Annotated in this window: 11 protein-coding genes and 1 pseudogene; 9 read left to right on the forward strand and 3 right to left on the reverse strand. The window is 71.4% G+C overall.

Going from position 1 to position 16,863, the window contains the following annotated elements; all coding sequences use genetic code 11:
* Positions 1–252: 252 nt before the first annotated feature.
* The 6 genes from glnII to AB0O67_RS09645 all read left to right on the forward strand — a co-directional run bounded on the left by glnII (position 253) and on the right by AB0O67_RS09645 (position 7,172).
* Complete coding sequence (gene glnII / locus AB0O67_RS09620; RefSeq protein WP_365447988.1) at positions 253–1,290, forward strand: glutamine synthetase; 1,038 nt, start codon at positions 253–255, stop codon at positions 1,288–1,290.
* A 392-nt stretch (positions 1,291–1,682) separates the two neighbouring features.
* Positions 1,683–2,303: a winged helix-turn-helix domain-containing protein gene (locus tag AB0O67_RS09625; RefSeq protein ID WP_365447990.1), complete on the forward strand. Its 621-nt coding sequence runs from the start codon at positions 1,683–1,685 to the stop codon at positions 2,301–2,303.
* Positions 2,304–2,381: 78 nt separating this feature from the next.
* The gene (locus tag AB0O67_RS09630) at positions 2,382–3,401 is read left to right on the forward strand and encodes an NAD-dependent epimerase/dehydratase family protein (protein WP_365447992.1); all 1,020 of its coding nucleotides are present in this window, start codon (positions 2,382–2,384) and stop codon (positions 3,399–3,401) included.
* A gap of 101 nt (positions 3,402–3,502) precedes the next feature.
* On the forward strand, positions 3,503–4,780 hold the full coding sequence (locus AB0O67_RS09635; protein ID WP_365447994.1) for a sensor domain-containing protein: 1,278 nt from the start codon (positions 3,503–3,505) through the stop codon (positions 4,778–4,780).
* Positions 4,765–5,418 carry a response regulator transcription factor gene (locus AB0O67_RS09640; RefSeq protein ID WP_365447996.1) on the forward strand — a complete coding sequence of 218 codons (654 nt, stop codon included), beginning with the start codon at positions 4,765–4,767 and terminating at the stop codon, positions 5,416–5,418. The genes AB0O67_RS09635 and AB0O67_RS09640 overlap by 16 nt, the downstream gene beginning before the upstream one ends.
* Before the next feature lie 203 nt (positions 5,419–5,621).
* A complete protein-coding gene (locus tag AB0O67_RS09645) occupies positions 5,622–7,172 on the forward strand; it encodes a DUF1996 domain-containing protein (protein WP_365447998.1) in 1,551 nt (516 codons plus the stop codon).
* A gap of 74 nt (positions 7,173–7,246) precedes the next feature.
* Here AB0O67_RS09645 and AB0O67_RS09650 read toward each other — a convergent pair whose 3' ends face one another.
* Positions 7,247–7,675 (reverse strand): hypothetical protein, encoded by a 429-nt coding sequence (locus AB0O67_RS09650; RefSeq protein ID WP_365448000.1) that lies wholly within the window; start codon positions 7,673–7,675, stop codon positions 7,247–7,249.
* 163 nt (positions 7,676–7,838) lie between these two features.
* Between AB0O67_RS09650 and AB0O67_RS09655 the strand changes: the two genes are divergently transcribed.
* The 3 genes and pseudogenes from AB0O67_RS09655 to AB0O67_RS09665 all read left to right on the forward strand — a co-directional run bounded on the left by AB0O67_RS09655 (position 7,839) and on the right by AB0O67_RS09665 (position 10,926).
* Positions 7,839–9,758, forward strand: coding sequence for a hypothetical protein (locus tag AB0O67_RS09655; RefSeq protein WP_365448002.1), 1,920 nt, complete (start codon positions 7,839–7,841; stop codon positions 9,756–9,758).
* Between the two features lie 57 nt (positions 9,759–9,815).
* Positions 9,816–10,063, forward strand: a pseudogene (locus tag AB0O67_RS09660) (oxidoreductase); the annotation flags it as partial.
* 173 nt (positions 10,064–10,236) lie between these two features.
* Positions 10,237–10,926: a TetR/AcrR family transcriptional regulator gene (locus AB0O67_RS09665; RefSeq protein WP_365448004.1), complete on the forward strand. Its 690-nt coding sequence runs from the start codon at positions 10,237–10,239 to the stop codon at positions 10,924–10,926.
* Here the strand turns inward: AB0O67_RS09665 and AB0O67_RS09670 are convergent.
* Complete coding sequence (locus AB0O67_RS09670) at positions 10,923–11,279, reverse strand: 5-carboxymethyl-2-hydroxymuconate Delta-isomerase (RefSeq protein WP_365448006.1); 357 nt, start codon at positions 11,277–11,279, stop codon at positions 10,923–10,925. The genes AB0O67_RS09665 and AB0O67_RS09670 overlap by 4 nt on opposite strands.
* A 50-nt stretch (positions 11,280–11,329) precedes the next feature.
* Positions 11,330–16,729: a pullulanase-type alpha-1,6-glucosidase gene (pulA, locus tag AB0O67_RS09675; RefSeq protein WP_365448008.1), complete on the reverse strand. Its 5,400-nt coding sequence runs from the start codon at positions 16,727–16,729 to the stop codon at positions 11,330–11,332.
* Positions 16,730–16,863: the final 134 nt, after the last annotated feature.

Raw genomic sequence — 16,863 nt, forward strand, 5'->3', positions numbered from 1 at the left:
CCGCTCGTGGCCACGAGCGGCAGGACCGGCGCGTCCGCGGCGCATCGCATACGAGCCGACCGCGCGCACCCGGCGGGCCTCACACGATGAGGTGGGCCGCGGCACCGCCAGGTAACACGGGGTTCACAACCGGGCAATGATCGGGAAATCGCCTGTTGACAGGCTTTTGGACATGCAGGACGCGGCGCCCAGGTGCCGTAGCGCCCCAGCACCCGCAAGCGCGCCCAGACCCACCCCCGAAGGAAGTGGCCCGTGACCTTCAAGGCTGAGTACATCTGGATCGACGGCACCCAGCCGACGGCCAAGCTTCGTTCCAAGACGAAGATCATGGCGGACTCGGACAAGGGTGCCAACGGCGCGGAGCTTCCGATCTGGGGCTTCGACGGGTCCTCCACGAACCAGGCCGAGGGCCACGCCTCGGACTGTGTGCTCAAGCCGGTCTTCTCCTGCCCCGACCCGATCCGCGGCGGCGACGACGTCCTGGTGCTGTGCGAGGTCCTCAACACGGACATGACCCCGCACCCGTCGAACACCCGCGCGGCGCTCACCGAGGTCGCCCAGAAGTTCGCCGCGCAGGAGCCGATCTTCGGCATCGAGCAGGAGTACACCTTCTTCGACGGCACCCGCCCGCTCGGCTTCCCCGAGGGCGGCTTCCCGGCCCCGCAGGGCGGCTACTACTGCGGTGTCGGCGCCGACGAGATCTTCGGCCGTGACATCGTCGAGGCCCACCTGGAGAACTGTCTGAAGGCGGGCCTGGGCCTGTCCGGGATCAACGCCGAGGTCATGCCCGGCCAGTGGGAGTTCCAGGTCGGCCCGCTGTCCCCGCTGGAGGTCTCCGACCAGCTGTGGGTGGCACGCTGGCTGCTCTACCGCACCGCCGAGGACTTCGGCGTCTCCGCCACCCTCGACCCCAAGCCGGTCAAGGGCGACTGGAACGGCGCCGGTGCGCACACCAACTTCTCCACGAAGGCGATGCGCGAGACCTACGACGCGATCATCACCGCGTGCGAGTCGCTCGGCGAGGGCTCCAAGCCGCTCGACCACGTCAAGAACTACGGCGCCGGCATCGACGACCGGCTGACCGGCCTGCACGAGACCGCCCCGTGGGACAAGTACTCCTACGGCGTCTCCGACCGCGGCGCCTCGGTCCGTATCCCGTGGCAGGTGGAGAAGGACGGCAAGGGCTACATCGAGGACCGCCGCCCGAACGCCAACGTCGACCCCTACGTGGTGACCCGGCTGCTGGTCGACACCTGCTGCTCCGCCCTGGAGAAGGCCGGCCAGGTCTGATCCGTCCGCGCCTCCGTGGCGGCTCCGCCGCGGTCGCGTTCGCAGCTCCGTCAGGGGGCGCCCGCCGAACCGGTGGGCGCCCCCTGACACGTTCTTGGACACGGACCTCACGGATGTGCGAGGAAGGGTAGGTCCGAGGGGTAGGAAGAGGGTCGGGTTCCCGGCGACGGTCTGCTTCAATGGGAGCCATGGTCGGCTTCCAGAAGTTCTCCGCGACGGGTCGCCATGACCTCGAGCCCTTCTGGCCCTCTCGTCAGCACCACGACTTCGACCGGGTGTGTTGCCGCGCGACGACCGCGCCGGCCCTCTGACGCCGTACACACCGGCCTTCGGCCAGCGCGACACGAGCACCTCCCCTGACGGACCTCTCGCGCGAGAAGAGCTGACCTCCCATGGCGACCCCTGGTTCTGTGCCCCGTTCCGTGTCCCGCCCCCTCTCCCCCGCCCCGACCCCCGCTGCTCCGGCTCCGGCTTCCCGGGACTCCCGGCACCGGCTGCGAGCCGTCGACCCGGACGAGGTGAGAGGGGTCGCGGACCTCCTCCCGCCGGGTGCCACGTGGCTGCCCGCACCACAGGAGACACTGCCCTCCCTGCCGGGCCGGCCGCCCATGGTCGGGTACCTGGTGCTCGTCCCCGCCGACCAGCAGCCGCCCTTCCCGCCGGTGCCGGTGACCGGCCCCGCGAGGGCGGCGGACCTCACCGAGACCGGCACGGACACCGCCCCCCTCATCCGTGTCGACCCCCAGCGCCGTACCGCCGAGGTGGCCGGGCGGGAACTCGACCTCACCTACCTGGAGTTCGAGCTCCTCGCCCACCTGGTGGCGCACCCGCACCGGGTGCACACCCGCGACCAGCTGGTCACCACGGTGTGGGGCTACCGGCACGTCGGCGACGGCCGCACGGTCGACGTCCACATCGCCCGCCTCCGCCGCAAGCTGGGCGCGGAACACCGGCGGGCGATCCTCACGGTGCGCCGGGTGGGCTACAAGTACGCGCCGCCGAACCAGGGCTGACGGCCCGGCGCGCCGTCCGCGTCTGCCCTCGGCAGATCCCGCTTCCCCGGTGCCCGCTCCCCGGGACAGAGTCACCCCATGAGACTGCTGGTACTGGGTGGTACGGAGTTCGCGGGGCGGGCCGTCGTGGAGGCAGCCCTCGGGCGGGGCTGGGACGTCACCGTCTTCCACCGGGGCAGGCACGCGGCCCCGCCGGGCGTCCGCGAGGTGCTGGGCGACCGCACCGCGCCACAGGGTCCCGACGGACCCCGCGGGCTCGGCGGACTGGCTGACGGCGTCTGGGACGCCGTCGTCGACACCTGGTCGGCGGCGCCCCGGGCTGTGCGGGACGCCGCGCGACTGCTGCGGGGCCGCGCCGGGCGGTACGTGTACGTGTCGAGCTGCTCGGTGTACGCCTGGGCCCCGCCCGCCGGGTACACCGAGGACGCGCCGCTCGTCGAGGGCGCCGGGGCCGGCGCGGACCACACCGACTACGCCCGCGACAAACGGGGCGGTGAGCTGGCCGTCGTGGAGTCCTTCGGCGCGGAGCGCTCGCTGCTGGTGCGGGCCGGCCTGCTGCTCGGGCCGTACGAGAACGTCGGCCGCCTGCCCTGGTGGCTGACCCGGATCGCCCGTGGCGGGCCGGTGCTGGCGCCGGGGGCGCGCGAGCTGCCGGTGCAGTTCGTCGACGTCCGTGACCTCGCCGAGTGGATCCTGGACGGGGTGGAGGGGGAGCGCCGCGGCCCGTACAACCTGACCGGTCCCCGCGGGCACACCACCATGGGTGAGCTGCTTGACGCGTGCGTGCGGGTGACCGGCGTCGCGGCCGAACTGCGCTGGACCGCGCCCGAGGTGGTGCTGGGGGCGGGGATCGAGCCGTGGAGCGGATTGCCGGTGTGGGTGCCGCCGGGCAGCGAGCTGCACGACGCCCTGCACAGCGCGGACGTGTCCCGCGCGCTGGCCGCCGGGCTGCGCTGCCGTCCGGCCGGCGAGACCGTGACCGATACCTGGCGCTGGCTGCGGCGGATCGGCGGAACGGCCCCCCACCGCCCGGACCGGCCACCGGTTGGCCTCGATCCGGAAACGGAGGCGAAGGTGTTGGCGGGCGACGGGGTGTAGGCCCGGGGGGGGGGCGGTGGGTGAGGGTGTATCTGGGTACACCCCCCGGCCGGGGGGCTCGGGCCAGTGACCGTCGTGCTCGGCTCCTCCAGACTGGCGCCATGACCATCGAGACCAGCGACATCCGTGGCGGCACCGAGGGGATCGGGCAGGGGGGCGCGGTCGTGCGGGCCGCGGTGCGCGGGCTGGCGCTGGCCCTCGTGTCCCTGCCGGGCGCGGTGCTCTGCTTCACCCTCTCCCTCGTGTCCATCGCGCTGATACCGATCGGCGTCGGCATCGTCACCACCCCCTGGGTCCTCACCGGCGTGCGGGCGTTCGCGGACTGGCGGCGGGTGCTGGCGGCCGAGTGGGGCGGCGTGCGGATCCCGCCGGCGTACCGGCCGCTGCCGGAGGACGCCAATCCGTGGGCCCGCACCTTCGGGATGCTGGGCGATCCGGCGACCTGGCGGGATCTGCGGTGGCTGCCGGTGGACATGACGGCGGGGTTCGTGACCGCGCTGCTGCCGGCCGCGCTGTTCCTCTATCCGCTGGAGGGGTTCGCCCTCGCGATCGGGCTGTGGCGGGTCTTCCCGGACGGCTACTGGTACGGGTTCGTGCCGGTGACCGGCCAGGCCTCCGCGTTCGGCGCCGCGGCCCTGGCCGCCGTACTGCTGCTGTTCGGACATCACTTCACGCCCCGCCTGCTGGCCGCGCACTTCGCGCTCACCCGGGCCGTCCTCGGCTCCCGGCAGGGCGAACTGGCCGAGCGGGTGCGGGTGCTGACCGAGACCCGGCAGGTCGCCGTGGACTCCTCGGCCGCCGAGCTGCGCCGTATCGAGCGGAATCTGCACGACGGCGCGCAGGCCCGGCTCGTCGCGATGGGCATGGACCTGGGGACCGTCGAGATGCTGCTGGACAAGGACCCGGCCAAGGCGAAGGAGCTGCTCGCCGCGGCCCGCCGGTCCTCCGCCGAAGCCCTGGCGGAGCTGCGCGACCTGGTGCGCGGCATCCATCCACCGGTGCTCGCCGAGCGCGGGCTCGGGGACGCGGTGCGGGCGCTGGCACTGCGGCTGCCCGTCGCCACGGAGGTCACGGTGGAACTGGAAGGGCGCGCGCAGCCACCGGTCGAGTCGGCGGCGTACTTCGCCGTCAGTGAGGTGCTCACCAACGCCGTCAAGCACGCGGACGCCGACCGGGTCTGGATCGACGTGCACCACGCCGACGGGATGCTGCGGATCGCGGTGACCGACAACGGCAAGGGCGGCGCGGTGATCGGGGCGGGTTCGGGGCTGGCCGGGGTGGAGCAGCGGCTCGGTACATTCGACGGTGTCCTGGCCGTCAGCTCTCCGGCGGGCGGCCCCACCATGGTCACCCTGGAGCTCCCGTGCGCGTTGTCCTAGCCGAAGACCTGTTCCTGCTGCGCGACGGGCTGGTCCGGCTGCTCGAGGCCTACGACTTCGAGATCGCGGCGGCCGTGGAGAGCGGGCCCGAGCTGGACCGGGCGCTGGCCGAGCTGAAGCCGGACGTGGCGGTGGTGGACGTCCGGCTGCCGCCCACGCACAGCGACGAGGGCCTGCAGTGCGCGCTGCGGGCCCGCAGGGACCGGCCCGGGCTGCCGGTGCTGGTGCTCTCGCAGCACGTGGAGCAGCTGTACGCCCGCGAGCTGCTCACGGACGGCAGCGGCGGGGTGGGCTACCTGCTGAAGGACCGGGTGTTCGACGCGGACCAGTTCGTGGACGCCGTACGACGGGTCGCGGCGGGCGGCACGGCGATGGACCCGCAGGTCATCCAGCAGTTGCTGGCCCGGCGGGCGGCCGACGACCGGCCGCTCGGCCGGCTGACGCCGCGCGAGCGGGAGGTGCTGGAGCTGATGGCGCAGGGCCGGTCCAACGCGGCGATCGCGGCGCATCTGGTGGTGACGGAACGGGCGATCGCCAAGCACACCTCCAACATCTTCGCCAAACTGGGCCTGGAGGTGTCCGACGACGACAACCGCCGCGTGCTGGCGGTTCTCGCGTATCTCGACCACGGTCGCTGAAAGCGGTCGCGCTCATTCACTCGCCGTGGACGGCCCGCAACTCCTGGTGCTCCAGGGGCTGTTGGTCGCACGGAGTCCTCACGAACTTCTCAACTATTTCCGGGACGGCTGAACACCCGTGGGTCGCGCCACGTATCTGAGGGAGCCGCTTCACTCCTGTCGGGCGCCTCGATGCTGCCCCGCAAGGAAGTCAGAGGAGTTCCATGGGACGCAACACACGAAAACGCCGTACGCCGCTGGCCACCAAGGCCATTGCCGCATCGGCGGCCCTAGCGCTCGGTGGGGGCGGGCTTGTCTGGGCCAACTTCTATGCCTCGGCTCACGAGGACGACGGCTGGTCGAACCGGACGAAGGCGACCGCGGCCCAGGTGGCCACGATCGACTGCCCCGACGTCGGCCAGGAGATCTCCGAGGTGCCGGACCAGGCCCGTGGGGAGGTGGACGGCGAACTCGCGACGCTCGACCAGCAGATCACCGAGGCCTACCAGCGACTCGCGGCCACGCGGGACGCGCAGGTGAGGGACGGGAGCTACGTCCAGAACACCATCCTCGGCCCGCTCAAGGACCGGCGGCAGGTGATCATCGACCGCATCCAGCTGGAGATCAACCGGGCCGGCGGCAGCGCCTCCGAGCAGCTGGACAACCTGTCCCCCTGCACCGGAAAGCCCGCCGAGACCACCGACGGCCAGCAGGGTGACGGTCAGCAGGGCGACGGCCAGAACGGTGACGGCCAGCAGGACGGCGGGGACCAGAACGGCGACGGCCAGCAGGACGGCGGGGACCAGAACCAGGGCGGCGACGGCCAGCAGGGCAACGGCGGCCAGGCCGGCAACGGTCCGGTGGCCGCGGACTTCCAGGACATCACCACCGTCCAGCCGAACTCCCGCAACCTTCCGAACGGGCTCGCCGCGAACGGCAGGGGCGGTTCGAGGGGCAGCTTCACCACGAAGTGCGGCACGAACTCGAACGACAACCACAACACCGACAACGTGATCGTCGCCCCTGGTGTCACCAACGGCGCCCACCACCTGCACGACTACGTCGGCAACCAGAACAACGACGCGTTCGCGAGCGACGAGGACCTGGCGGCGGCCGACACCACCTGCCAGAACCAGGGCGACAGGTCGTCGTACTTCTGGCCGGTGCTGCGTCTGCAGGACGGTTCGCAGGACTTCGACCAGAACAACGCCGGCGGCGGCACCGAGGGCAACGTGGGCAAGATCCTGGAGCCCAAGGCCGCCGAGCTCAAGTTCGTCGGCAACAGGACCAGCCGGGTCGTCGCGATGCCGCGGGCCCTGCGCATCATCACCGGTGACGCCAAGGCCTTCGTCAACGGCCTCGCGAACGCCAACACCGCGTGGACCTGCACCGGCTTCGAGGACCGCCAGCTGACGGACAAGTACCCGCTCTGCCCCGACGGCAGCGACGTCGTGCGGCTGTCCAAGTTCCAGAGCTGCTGGGACGGCCAGAACACCGACAGCGCCAACCACCGCACGCACGTGGCGTTCGTCCAGGCCAACGGGGCCTGCCCGAACGGCTTCCAGGCGATCCCCCAGCTCCAGGTCCGCCTGGTGTACGAGGTTCCGACGCCGACCATCGAGAACGGGGTGGTTCAGAACCCCTTCGCGGTGGACACCTTCCCGGAGCAGTTGCACAAGCCGATCACCGACCACAACGACTTCATCAACTTCTTCTCCCAGAGGACGATGAACAAGATGGTCAACTGCATCAACAGCGGCCGTAAGTGCCAGTGACGCGCCGATAGCACCACGAAAAAACCGGCGGCGGGAATGTCCCGCCGCCGGTCTTTTCGTGTGAGTGCGGAAGGTCAGTGACCGGCGTGCGTGGCCCCGCCGGACTTCTCGTGCACGGAGTGGTCGGTGCCCTCCTCGATCTCCCCGCCGAGCGTGGTCTGCAACGCCCGCACCACCGGTGTGTCACCCACGGCGACCCACTTGCGGCCGACCAGGTAGTGACCGCCGTAGTCCTTCGCCCCATTGATCCACTCCCGCTGACCCCGGTCCGTGGCGAAGGTCGCGAGGACGAACTTGCCGTCGGTGTTCTTGCAGATGGCCTGCCGGATCTCGTCCGCGTCGGTCTGCATGTTCGGCTCGCACCTCACCTCGGCGGCGAGGTGCTCCAGGCTGCCGGTCGCCGTCTCCGGTACGGCCGCCTGGTCGCCGTCCGAGCCGCAGCCCGCCAGCGCCAGCGCCGCCACGGCACCGCTCAGGGCGAGCATCGGTCGGGTCAGCCTCATCTGTTCCTCCGGTCGGTCTTGGAGCGGACGCACCTGCGCCTCAGTTCGATACGGCTGCGGCAGGCGCTGTGCTCAATGAGGCCGCCCCACCCGTTCGTCAACCCGAGCAGCCCACTCACCTGTGTGGCGGTGACCAACCGTCGATTCGCTCGTTCTGCTGAACGTGCAGTCACAGGATGTCGCCCCGCACCCCACGTCTTCCGCTTCCGACCCGGTCGTCGACGTCGAGCAGGCCGAGGCCGCGCTCGTCGAGCACTATCCGCGGCTGGTCCGTCTCGCCTACCTGGTGCTGCCGCCCGCCCTGGGCCGCAACCGGCGGGTGCTCACCGCGCATGCCCTCACCCAGCGCGCGCTGCCCCGCGGCCGCGCCGCGGCGTCGGTCATCCCGGCCCAGTCCACCGGCCGCGACGGCGATCCGGGCTACGCCTTCGTCCGGCTCCAGGTGCTGCGTACGGCACTGGAGGCGGGCCTGCCGCTCCGGCGCAAGGCGTGGCCCAAGCGGTCCCAGCTGCCGCCGCTGCTCCCCCAGGTGTGGGGCCTGCGGCTGTTCCCGCGCTCGGGCGGCGCCGACGAACTCGCGCTGGACCAGCACCTGTCCGCCCTCTCCGCGGCCGCCCGCGCCGCCTACGTCCTGCGGGGCCTGGAACGGCTCCCCGACAGCGACGTCCACCACATCCTGCGCACCGCGAATGTCGCCGACCCGGACGCCGCGCTCCAGGAGGCCGACGGCGTCCCGGTGCAGTACACGCTGCTCGACTCCCCCGAGTTCGACCCCTGCTCGCTCCAGGCCCGGCCCACCGATCTCATGCGCCGCCGCCAGCATCTGAAGGCCGCGCTCGCCGCCGCCGCGGCCGTCGCCGTGTGCGGGGCGCTGCTCGCACTGCCGGGCGACGGCTGGGGCCCGGACGGTGCCGCCGCGCCGCCGTACGCGCAGAACCCGGCGGCCCAGGCCGCCCTCGACCCAAGCAGGCTGCTGAAGGTCTCCCCCCTCGCCTGGCGGTCCGCCACCCGCACGGACTTCTCCGTCTGGCCCGCCCGCGGTGATCTCACCACCGACAGCACGCTGCTGCGCCGGGCGCTCGCCGTCTGGGCCCGCCCCGGTGAGACGGTTCAGGTCTCGGCGACCCCCGGCACCCCGTCCGGCGGTCCGGCCGGACCGCCGCAGCTGCTGTACGCCGGGCACGTCGACAACGCCCGCGTGGTGATCTTCTACGACGGTCTGCGCATCGCCCGCTACGCCGAGCCGAAGGACGGCACGGCGGGCGCCGCCCTCGACTTCGCCCGGGCCGACGGCGCGAGCCGGGTGGAGGCGAGCGCGGTGGTGCTGAACCGGACCGACGGCAACGTCCGCTACCTGACGGCGCCGTGGGTGAAGAAGGCGGCCGAGCGGGACCTGATGAAGCCAGCCGCCGGCGCGATGGACCTCGCCGTCTCGGGCGGCATGACCGCACCGCTGGCCAGCCCCGCCACCCAGTCCGGCACCTGCACCTCCTGGAACGTCCTCCAGCTCACCGACGACTCCGGCACGCGGCTGATGACCGACCTCGGCGAACTGGTCCCGGCCCGCCTCACCAACGGCCGCCCGGGCGCGCCGCACGACGCGGCGGGGGCGGAGGCGCTGCGCAGCTGGGCGCCGCTCGGCTGCTCGCTGGGCGGCCTGCGCGGGCAGGGCGTACGGTCGGTGAACGCCTGGCAGTACGCCGAGCAGCCGTTGCCCGACGCGAGCGGCACGGCCGCGTGGGTGTGCACACGCGGGGAGACCTGGCGGGGCGGCGGCGAGCGGGTGCTGGCGCAGTTCCACACGCCGGGCGGGACGTACGGGGCGGTCGCCGCGAAGGCCGAGAACGTGGCGGCGTGCGGGGCCCGCGATCCGCAGGTGCTGGCCGGAGTTCTGTGGAAGTCCGAGGCCGGGTCCTGGTACCTGCTGGCGGCGGGCAGCCGGGACACCGCGTCGATCAGTGCCACGGGCGGAGTGCGGCAGACCGCGCAGGGCAACCTCCTGGCGGCGAAGGCGAAGCAGGGCGCGGAGGCAGGGCTGAAGGGGACCCTGAAGGACGGCCGCACCATCAACGGCCTGCGTTAGCTGACATCGGCGTCAACAAGTCCCCGCACAGGGCTTCCACGGCGACTTGCCCGTCTTGAGCCGGTCTCCGGGCGGCCGCGGTCGCGGGCACTGCGGCTCCTGGTCACCTCGCGGGAGACTGCCACCGAGGGCGTCGTGCAACTGCGACCCGAAGGGTACGACTTGCCGCGCTGGGGGCCCGGGGCGCATCTGGACCTGCTGCTGCCGTCGGCGCTGGTGCGGCAGTAATCCCCCTGTGCGAGGACCCGGAGGACACCTCGTCGTACACCGTCGCCACCCGGCTGGTGGCGGCGGGTGCCGGAGGGCGAGGCCGAACCACCGGGACGAGCCGCTGACCGACGGGGAGGGGCGACTCGATGCTGATCTGGGTGTCGCGGGCACGAAGTGAGAGACTTGTGCTGGATATGTGAACGGTTCGGCAGGGCACTTGGATCAGTCCTGTCCGTTCGAGGCCGGATCCGATCGGTAAGGTGTCCGTATGTCTACCGGGGTTCGCCGCAGGATGGGTGTCGAGGAGCGGCGGCAGCAGTTGATCGGCGTCGCCCTCGAACTGTTCAGCCGCCGCTCGCCCGACGAGGTCTCCATCGACGAGATAGCGTCCGCCGCGGGCATCTCGCGCCCGCTGGTCTACCACTACTTCCCCGGGAAACTCAGCCTGTACGAGGCCGCGTTGCAGCGGGCGGCGGACGATCTGGCGGGCCGGTTCGTCGAACCGCACGAGGGTCCCCTCGGTGCCCGGCTGCGGCGGGTGATGCACCGCTTCTTCGACTTCGTGGACGACCACGGCCCCGGTTTCTCGGCGTTGATGCGCGGCGGCCCGGCGGGCGGCTCGTCGCGGACCAACGCGCTCATCGACGCGGTGCGGCAGGCGGCGTACGAGCAGATCATGTCGCATCTGGGCGTCACGGACCCGCCCGCGCGGCTGGAACTGGTCGTTCGCTCCTGGATCTCGCTGGCCGAGTCGACGGCGCTGATCTGGCTGGACGGCCGGCGCATCCCGCGCGAGGAACTGGAGTCCCAGCTCGTCAACGACTTCGCCGCGCTGGCCGCGGTGAGCGCGACCTACGACGAGGAGACGGCGACGCTGATCCGCCAGGTCCTGAAGGACGAGCCGGTGGACGGCCCCTTCACCGACCTGGCCGCCCGCCTGATCGCCCTGGCGTCCTAGCTCTCGAACTTGCGGTACGACGGGTCGAGGTCGCGTACCTCGGCGGAGGCGTGCAGGGTGCGGCTCGCGGCCGGCTTCACGTGCTGCCGCAGGAGTTCCAGTACGGCCTCGGTCAGCCGCGCCTTGGTGTCGTCGCTGCGGCCGGCCAGCAGTCCGACCGTGACGTGCACGACGGCGTGCCCCTCGGTCTCGTCCCCGACCGTGGTGACCTCGGTCGGGCGGAACTGCGTCTTGCACGCCGGCGGCTTCGCGGCGGCGATCTCCACGACAGCGGTGTGCAGGGCCCGCGCGAACGCGGGCCGGTCGAAGTCGTCCGCCAGGGTCGCGGAGTGGTCGACGGTGATCTGCGGCATGGGTGCTCCTGTTCTGCGTGGGACAGGAGCACCCTAGCCGCAGCGTCGGGTCAGCCCGTCCGGGTGAAGACGGCCACCGTCCGGCCCGGTACGGCGAACGTGCCGCCGTCGGGCTCGTACGACGCTCCCTTGACCACCGCGTCGGCGCCCTTGGCCTGTACCGGGTGCAGTCGGTAGCCGCTCCCGGCGAGCGCGGCGATGCGCTGTTCCTGGCGCTGCGGCGTCGCGTTGAACACGACGACCAGGTCACCGAGGCGCATGGTGATCACACCGGGCGTCTCGCCGGTGCCGGACAACGGGAAGGAAAGCTGCTCCTGGACCTCCCCGGCCGTGCGGAGGGAGAAGGCCCGCTCCGTCGTACGGATCCTCAACAGATCCCGGTACGCCGCCGAGGCCCCCTCGATCTGGGCGCACCCGACGCCGACCGAGCCCAGCAGCGGCTTGGCGTACGGCCACTTCGGCCCGTTGTCGGCGGCCGGCGGCAGCCCGCGGCCGAAGCCGTTGCCGTCGGCGCAGTTCCAGTGGATGGCGTTGAACCAGTCACCGCTGTCGTACGAGTTGCGGTCCAGCGACTTGGAGCGCAGCAGGTCGGTGCCCGCCTGGGAGAGGGACGGGCCCTGCGAGAGGGTGGCCGTGGCCATGGCGAGGACCTGCATCCGGGCCCGGTCGGCCGCGCCGGTGCCGGCCGGCAGCTTGAAGGCGAGTGCGTCGAACAGGGTTTCGTTGTCGTGGGCGTCCGCGTAGGCGAGAGCGTCACCGGGTGCCGCCGCGTATCCGGCGGGCCGGCCGTTGTAGTCCACCTCGGAGCCCTTGACCTGCCTGCCGCTGGTGTCCGTGAAGCGGTAACCGGCGAGATTGCCGGCGAGCCCGACCTTGATGAGGTCCTGGTAGTGCAGGAGGCGGGCCTTCTGCTCGGCCGAAGTTCCGTTGCTCGCCGAGGAGTTGGGTTCCGTGTAGAGACCGGACGCGAAGCCCTGGACGCCGGGGTCCTCGTCGAAGGGGCCGCCGCCGCGGACGGCGTCACGGGCCCGGTCGGAGAAGGTGGCGATCCCGGTGCCGGCCATGTTCTCCTGCGTGGCCTGCTCGAAGCGGGCGTCGTCGGCGATCTCCCCGAAGTTCCAGCCCTCGCCGTACAGGATGATCTCCTTGCCGTCGACGCCGTCCTTCTCCGGCGTCAGCGCGTCGAGGGCCTTGCGGACGGCGAGGATGTTGGCCTTCGGGTGGTGGCCCATGAGGTCGAAGCGGAAGCCGTCCACCTTGTACTGCTTGGCCCAGGTGACGATCGAGTCGACGACCAGCTTGCCCATCATGGCGTTCTCGGGGGCGGTGTTGGCGCAGCAGGTGCTGTTCGCGACCGAGCCGTCCGCGAGGAGCCGCTGGTAGTAGCCGGGCACGATCCGGTCGAGGACCGAGGTGTCGGCCTGGCCACTGGTGGCCGTGTGGTTGTAGACGACGTCCATGACGACCCGCAGGCCGTCGTCGTTGAGCGCCTTGACCATCCTGCGGAACTCGACGGTACGGGCCGTGCCGTCCGGGTCGGTGGCGTAGGAGCCCTCCGGGACCGTGTAGTGGAAGGGGTCGTAGCCCCAGTTGTAGGCGTCCTTCGCTGCGATCGCGGCGACGCACGCCTGCTGCCGCTCGGAGTCCGCCGGGAACGAGGCGAGGTCGCAGTCGACGCTCGCCTGGTCGGACTTCTTCTCGGGGATGGTGGCGATGTCGAAGGCGGGCAGGAGATGGACGTACGAGGTGCCGGACTCGGCGAGGCGGCGCAGGTGCTTGCTGCCGTCGCTCGACTTGTCGGTGAAGGCGAGATAGGTGCCGCGGTGCCCGGCCGTCCTGTCCTCGACGGAGAAGTCCCGGATGTGCAGCTCCTGGATCTGCGCGTCCCTCAGCGGGACGGCCTTGGGCTTGCGCAGTGACGTCCACCCGGCGGGCGTGAGGGAACGGTCGCCGAGGTCGGCGAGCAGGCTGCGCCGGGAGTCGGCGGTGAGGGCGAGCGAGTAGGGGTCGGTGACCTTGTTGGTGACGATCTCGCGGACGCCGGGGGCCCAGACCTTCACGACGTAGCGGTAGGGCTTGTTCTTCCAGGACGCGGCGCCGGTGACGGACCAGACTCCGGTGGTGCCGTCGCGCCGCATCGGCTTGAGCGAGCCGTCCAGTTCGAGGGAGACGGTCTGCGCCGTGGGCGCCCAGACGGACAGCGTCGGCCGGCCCTTGTGGAACGTCGGGCCGAGCGTCGCCTTCGTCGCGTCGTACAGATCGTCGAGCACGCCGGCGATCTGGACGCCGGTGGCGGCGAGCACGGCGCCGTTCGCGGCGCGCTGGGCGGCGACGAGCTGGCCGCGCAGGGCGTCACGGACCCGGTCGCGGTCCCGTGGGTCGACAGACCAGGCCGTGTGGTCCTTCAGATGGGGGAACTTGGCCTTCTGGGCGTCGGTGAGGGCGGTCCTGGACAGCCGGAGCCACTGCGCGTCGCCGCTGAGCGTGCCGTTCTCCGCCTTGATCGCACCGTCGCGCGAGAAGAGCAGCTGGGTGGACGCGGCCGCGTCGGAGCCGTTCCAGACGACCGTGTTCCGGTCGATCCAGATCGCCTTGGACGTCATCAGGTCGAGCGCGGCGGCGCTGCCCGCCGGCTGCGGCAGCAGGTACTTCTCCTGGCCGCTCAAGAGCCACACCTCGTGGCCGTTCGCCTTGAGGTCCAGCGACTGGTCGGTGGGCAGATCCTTCTCATCGCCCTTGTGGATGATGTAGCTGAGGTTGGTGGCACCCTCGGTGAGCGGTACCTCGAAGACCGCGCCATAGGAGTCAGTCTTCACCGGCATCAGGGGCTTCGACCAGTCGGTGGGCTGTGCGGCGCCCGTCCAGACGTGCAGTCCCCAGCCGTCGTAGGCGCCGTCGGCGCGGTGGTAGTGGAGCACCGCCTTGGACTTGTCCTGGGCCGGGTACTCCGGGCGCTCGCTGCGGACGGTCTCCTTGCCCTGCTCGATCCAGACCTCGCCGGTCTTCGTCAGGTCGATGGTGCGGTCGGCGGCGACGTCCTTGTCGCCGTCCTTGTCGATGACGAGGAAGCCGACGCTGGAGGCGCCGGGCTTGAGCTTGACGTAGGCGAAGGCACCGTAGGCGTCGCGGCCGGTGAAGGGGTGGCTGTCCGGCCAGGTGGTCGACTCGCCGTCGGCGAGGTCGCCCCAGGCGTACAGGCCCCAGTCGGCGTAGTTCCCGTCGGGGCGGTTGTAGTGGACGATCGCATGGTCGCGCGAGGTGGCGGTGGGGGGCTGCTCGGTGGCCGGGGTGCCGGTGGTGCCGGTCGCCGTGGCGCTCGCCGTGCGGCCCTCGGAGTCGACGACGACCGCCTTGTAGCGCAGTGCGGTGCCGGGCTCGACGTCCTTGCCGATCGTGTGGGTGACCTTGTAGGGGGCGTGGTCGGCGGAGCCGAGGGTGCGCCACTTGCCGTTGCCGGTCTGGGCGGCGAAGACGACGCGGTTGCGGGCGCCGCCGTCGACGCCGGCGGTGAGCTCGACGGTGCCGGTGGCGCCGGGGGGCGGGGCCTGAAGGGTGATCACCGGTTCGGTGGCGGGGGCGGCGGGCCTGCCGGCCGCCTTCAGGACGATCGCCGAACCGGGCGGGACGGTGACGGTGAGCTTTCCGTCGGCGCCCGCCTTGGCGGAGGTCCTGGTGCCGTGGAGTGCGACGAACGTGGTGGCCGGGGTGTCGGTCGGGAAGGTGGCCGTCTTGGCCTCGTCGGCGTTGTTGAAGGCGACGACGTACTCCGTGCCGCTCTTCGCGTCCGTGCGGGAGACGGCGTAGACGCCGGGGCCGTCGGCCGCGTAGCGCTCGGTCTGTACGCCGTCGGCCAGGGCGGGGTGGGCCTTGCGGAGCCCCGCGAGAGCGCTGATCTGCCGGTAGAGCGGTGCTCCGGTGTCGTAGGCGTCGTCGGCGTGCGTACGGTCCGTGCCGAGCTGGTCGTCGTCGAGGTAGTCGGCGGTGCTGGAGGCGAACATCGTCTGGCGGGCGTCCTTGTCGCCGCCCGCGCCGGTGAAGCCCTGCTCGTCGCCGTAGTAGATCACCGGGTTGCCACGGCTGAGGAACATCAGCTCGTTGGCGAGCCTGGCCTTCCTCACCAGCTCGGCGTCGGTCGCGTCCGGGTCGTCCTGCTTCAGGAAGGTGCCGATGCGGCCCATGTCGTGGTTGCCGAGGAAGGTGACCTGCTCGTACGCGTTGGCCGTGCCGGTCGTGTACTTGTAGTCGTCACCGAAGACCGAGGCGAGCCGCTTCGCGCTGCCGCCCTGGGAGGCGTAGGCGCGGGCCGCGTCCTGGAAGGGGAAGTCGAGCGTGGAGTCGAGGCGGCCCTGGGTGACGTACGGCGAGGTCACCGACGTGTCGGCCGAGTAGACCTCGCCGAACATGAAGAAGTCGTCGCGTCCCCGCTGGGCGGCGTAGGAGTCGAGGGCGGTGGCCCACTGGGTCCAGAACTCCATGTTGACGTGCTTCACGGTGTCGATCCGGAAGCCGTCGATGTCGAAGTCCCGCACCCAGCGCTGGTAGATCCTCTCCATGCCCTCGACGACCTCGGGACGCTCCGTCCACAGGTCGTCCAGGCCGACGAAGTCGCCGTAGGTGGCGGACTCGCCGGCCCAGGTGGAGTCACCGCGGTTGTGGTACATGGCCGGGTCGTTGAGCCAGGACGGGACCTTCACGTTCCGCTTGGCGGCGGGGACGACGGGGGTGCGGGGGAAGGAGTCCCGGTCGACGGCGGGGAAGTCCCGCTTCCCGTCGGCATGGTCGGCGTCGTCGAAGGGCCTGCCGTCCTTGGTGAGGTACGGGAAGGCGCCCTTGGAGAGATAGTCGTAGGACTTCTCCTCGTGGTCGACGACGTCGGCGGTGTGGTTGGTGATGACGTCGAAGAAGACCTTCATGCCCTTGGCGTGGGCCTTGTCGATGAGGGTTTCGAGGTCCTCGTTGCTGCCGAAGTGCGGGTCGACCTGGGTGAAGTCGGTGATCCAGTAACCGTGGTAACCGGCGGAGGCGTTGCTGCCCTCGCCCTGCACCGGCTGGTTCTTGAAGATCGGGGCCAGCCAGATGGCGGTGGTGCCGAGGTCCTTGATGTAGTCGAGCTTGCGGGTCAGGCCCTTGAGGTCGCCACCCTGGTAGAAGCCCTTGTCGGTGGGGTCGTAGCCGGTCGTGAGGCGTGAACCGGTCAGTCCGCCCCGGTCGTTGCCCTTGTCCCCGTTGGCGAAACGGTCCGGCAGCACGAAGTAGAACTGCTCGCGGGTGAGGTCGTGCCGGGCGGGCTCGGCGGCGAGCCTCGCGTCCGACGGCGGTGGGGGCGGGGTGGCCGCCCGGGCGGCGAGGGGCTGGACGAGCGCGGCGGCAAGCGCGGCCACGGTGACGGCCGCGACCCGTCCGGCATGGGCGGTACGGCGCCTGCGGGGCGCCGGCCAACTCGATATCACGAGCGTGAACTCCTTGCGATTGCGGCTCTGTTGGGTCCGACCCCTGCGCCGCGGCACGGCATCGTCGCCGGGCGCCCGGCGCGACCGTATCGCTCACGAAAGGTTTACAGCAAGAGTGTTGAAACGCTTAGCAA

The organism is Streptomyces sp. NPDC086077 (assembly GCF_040686175.1).
GTDB lineage: Bacteria > Actinomycetota > Actinomycetes > Streptomycetales > Streptomycetaceae > Streptomyces.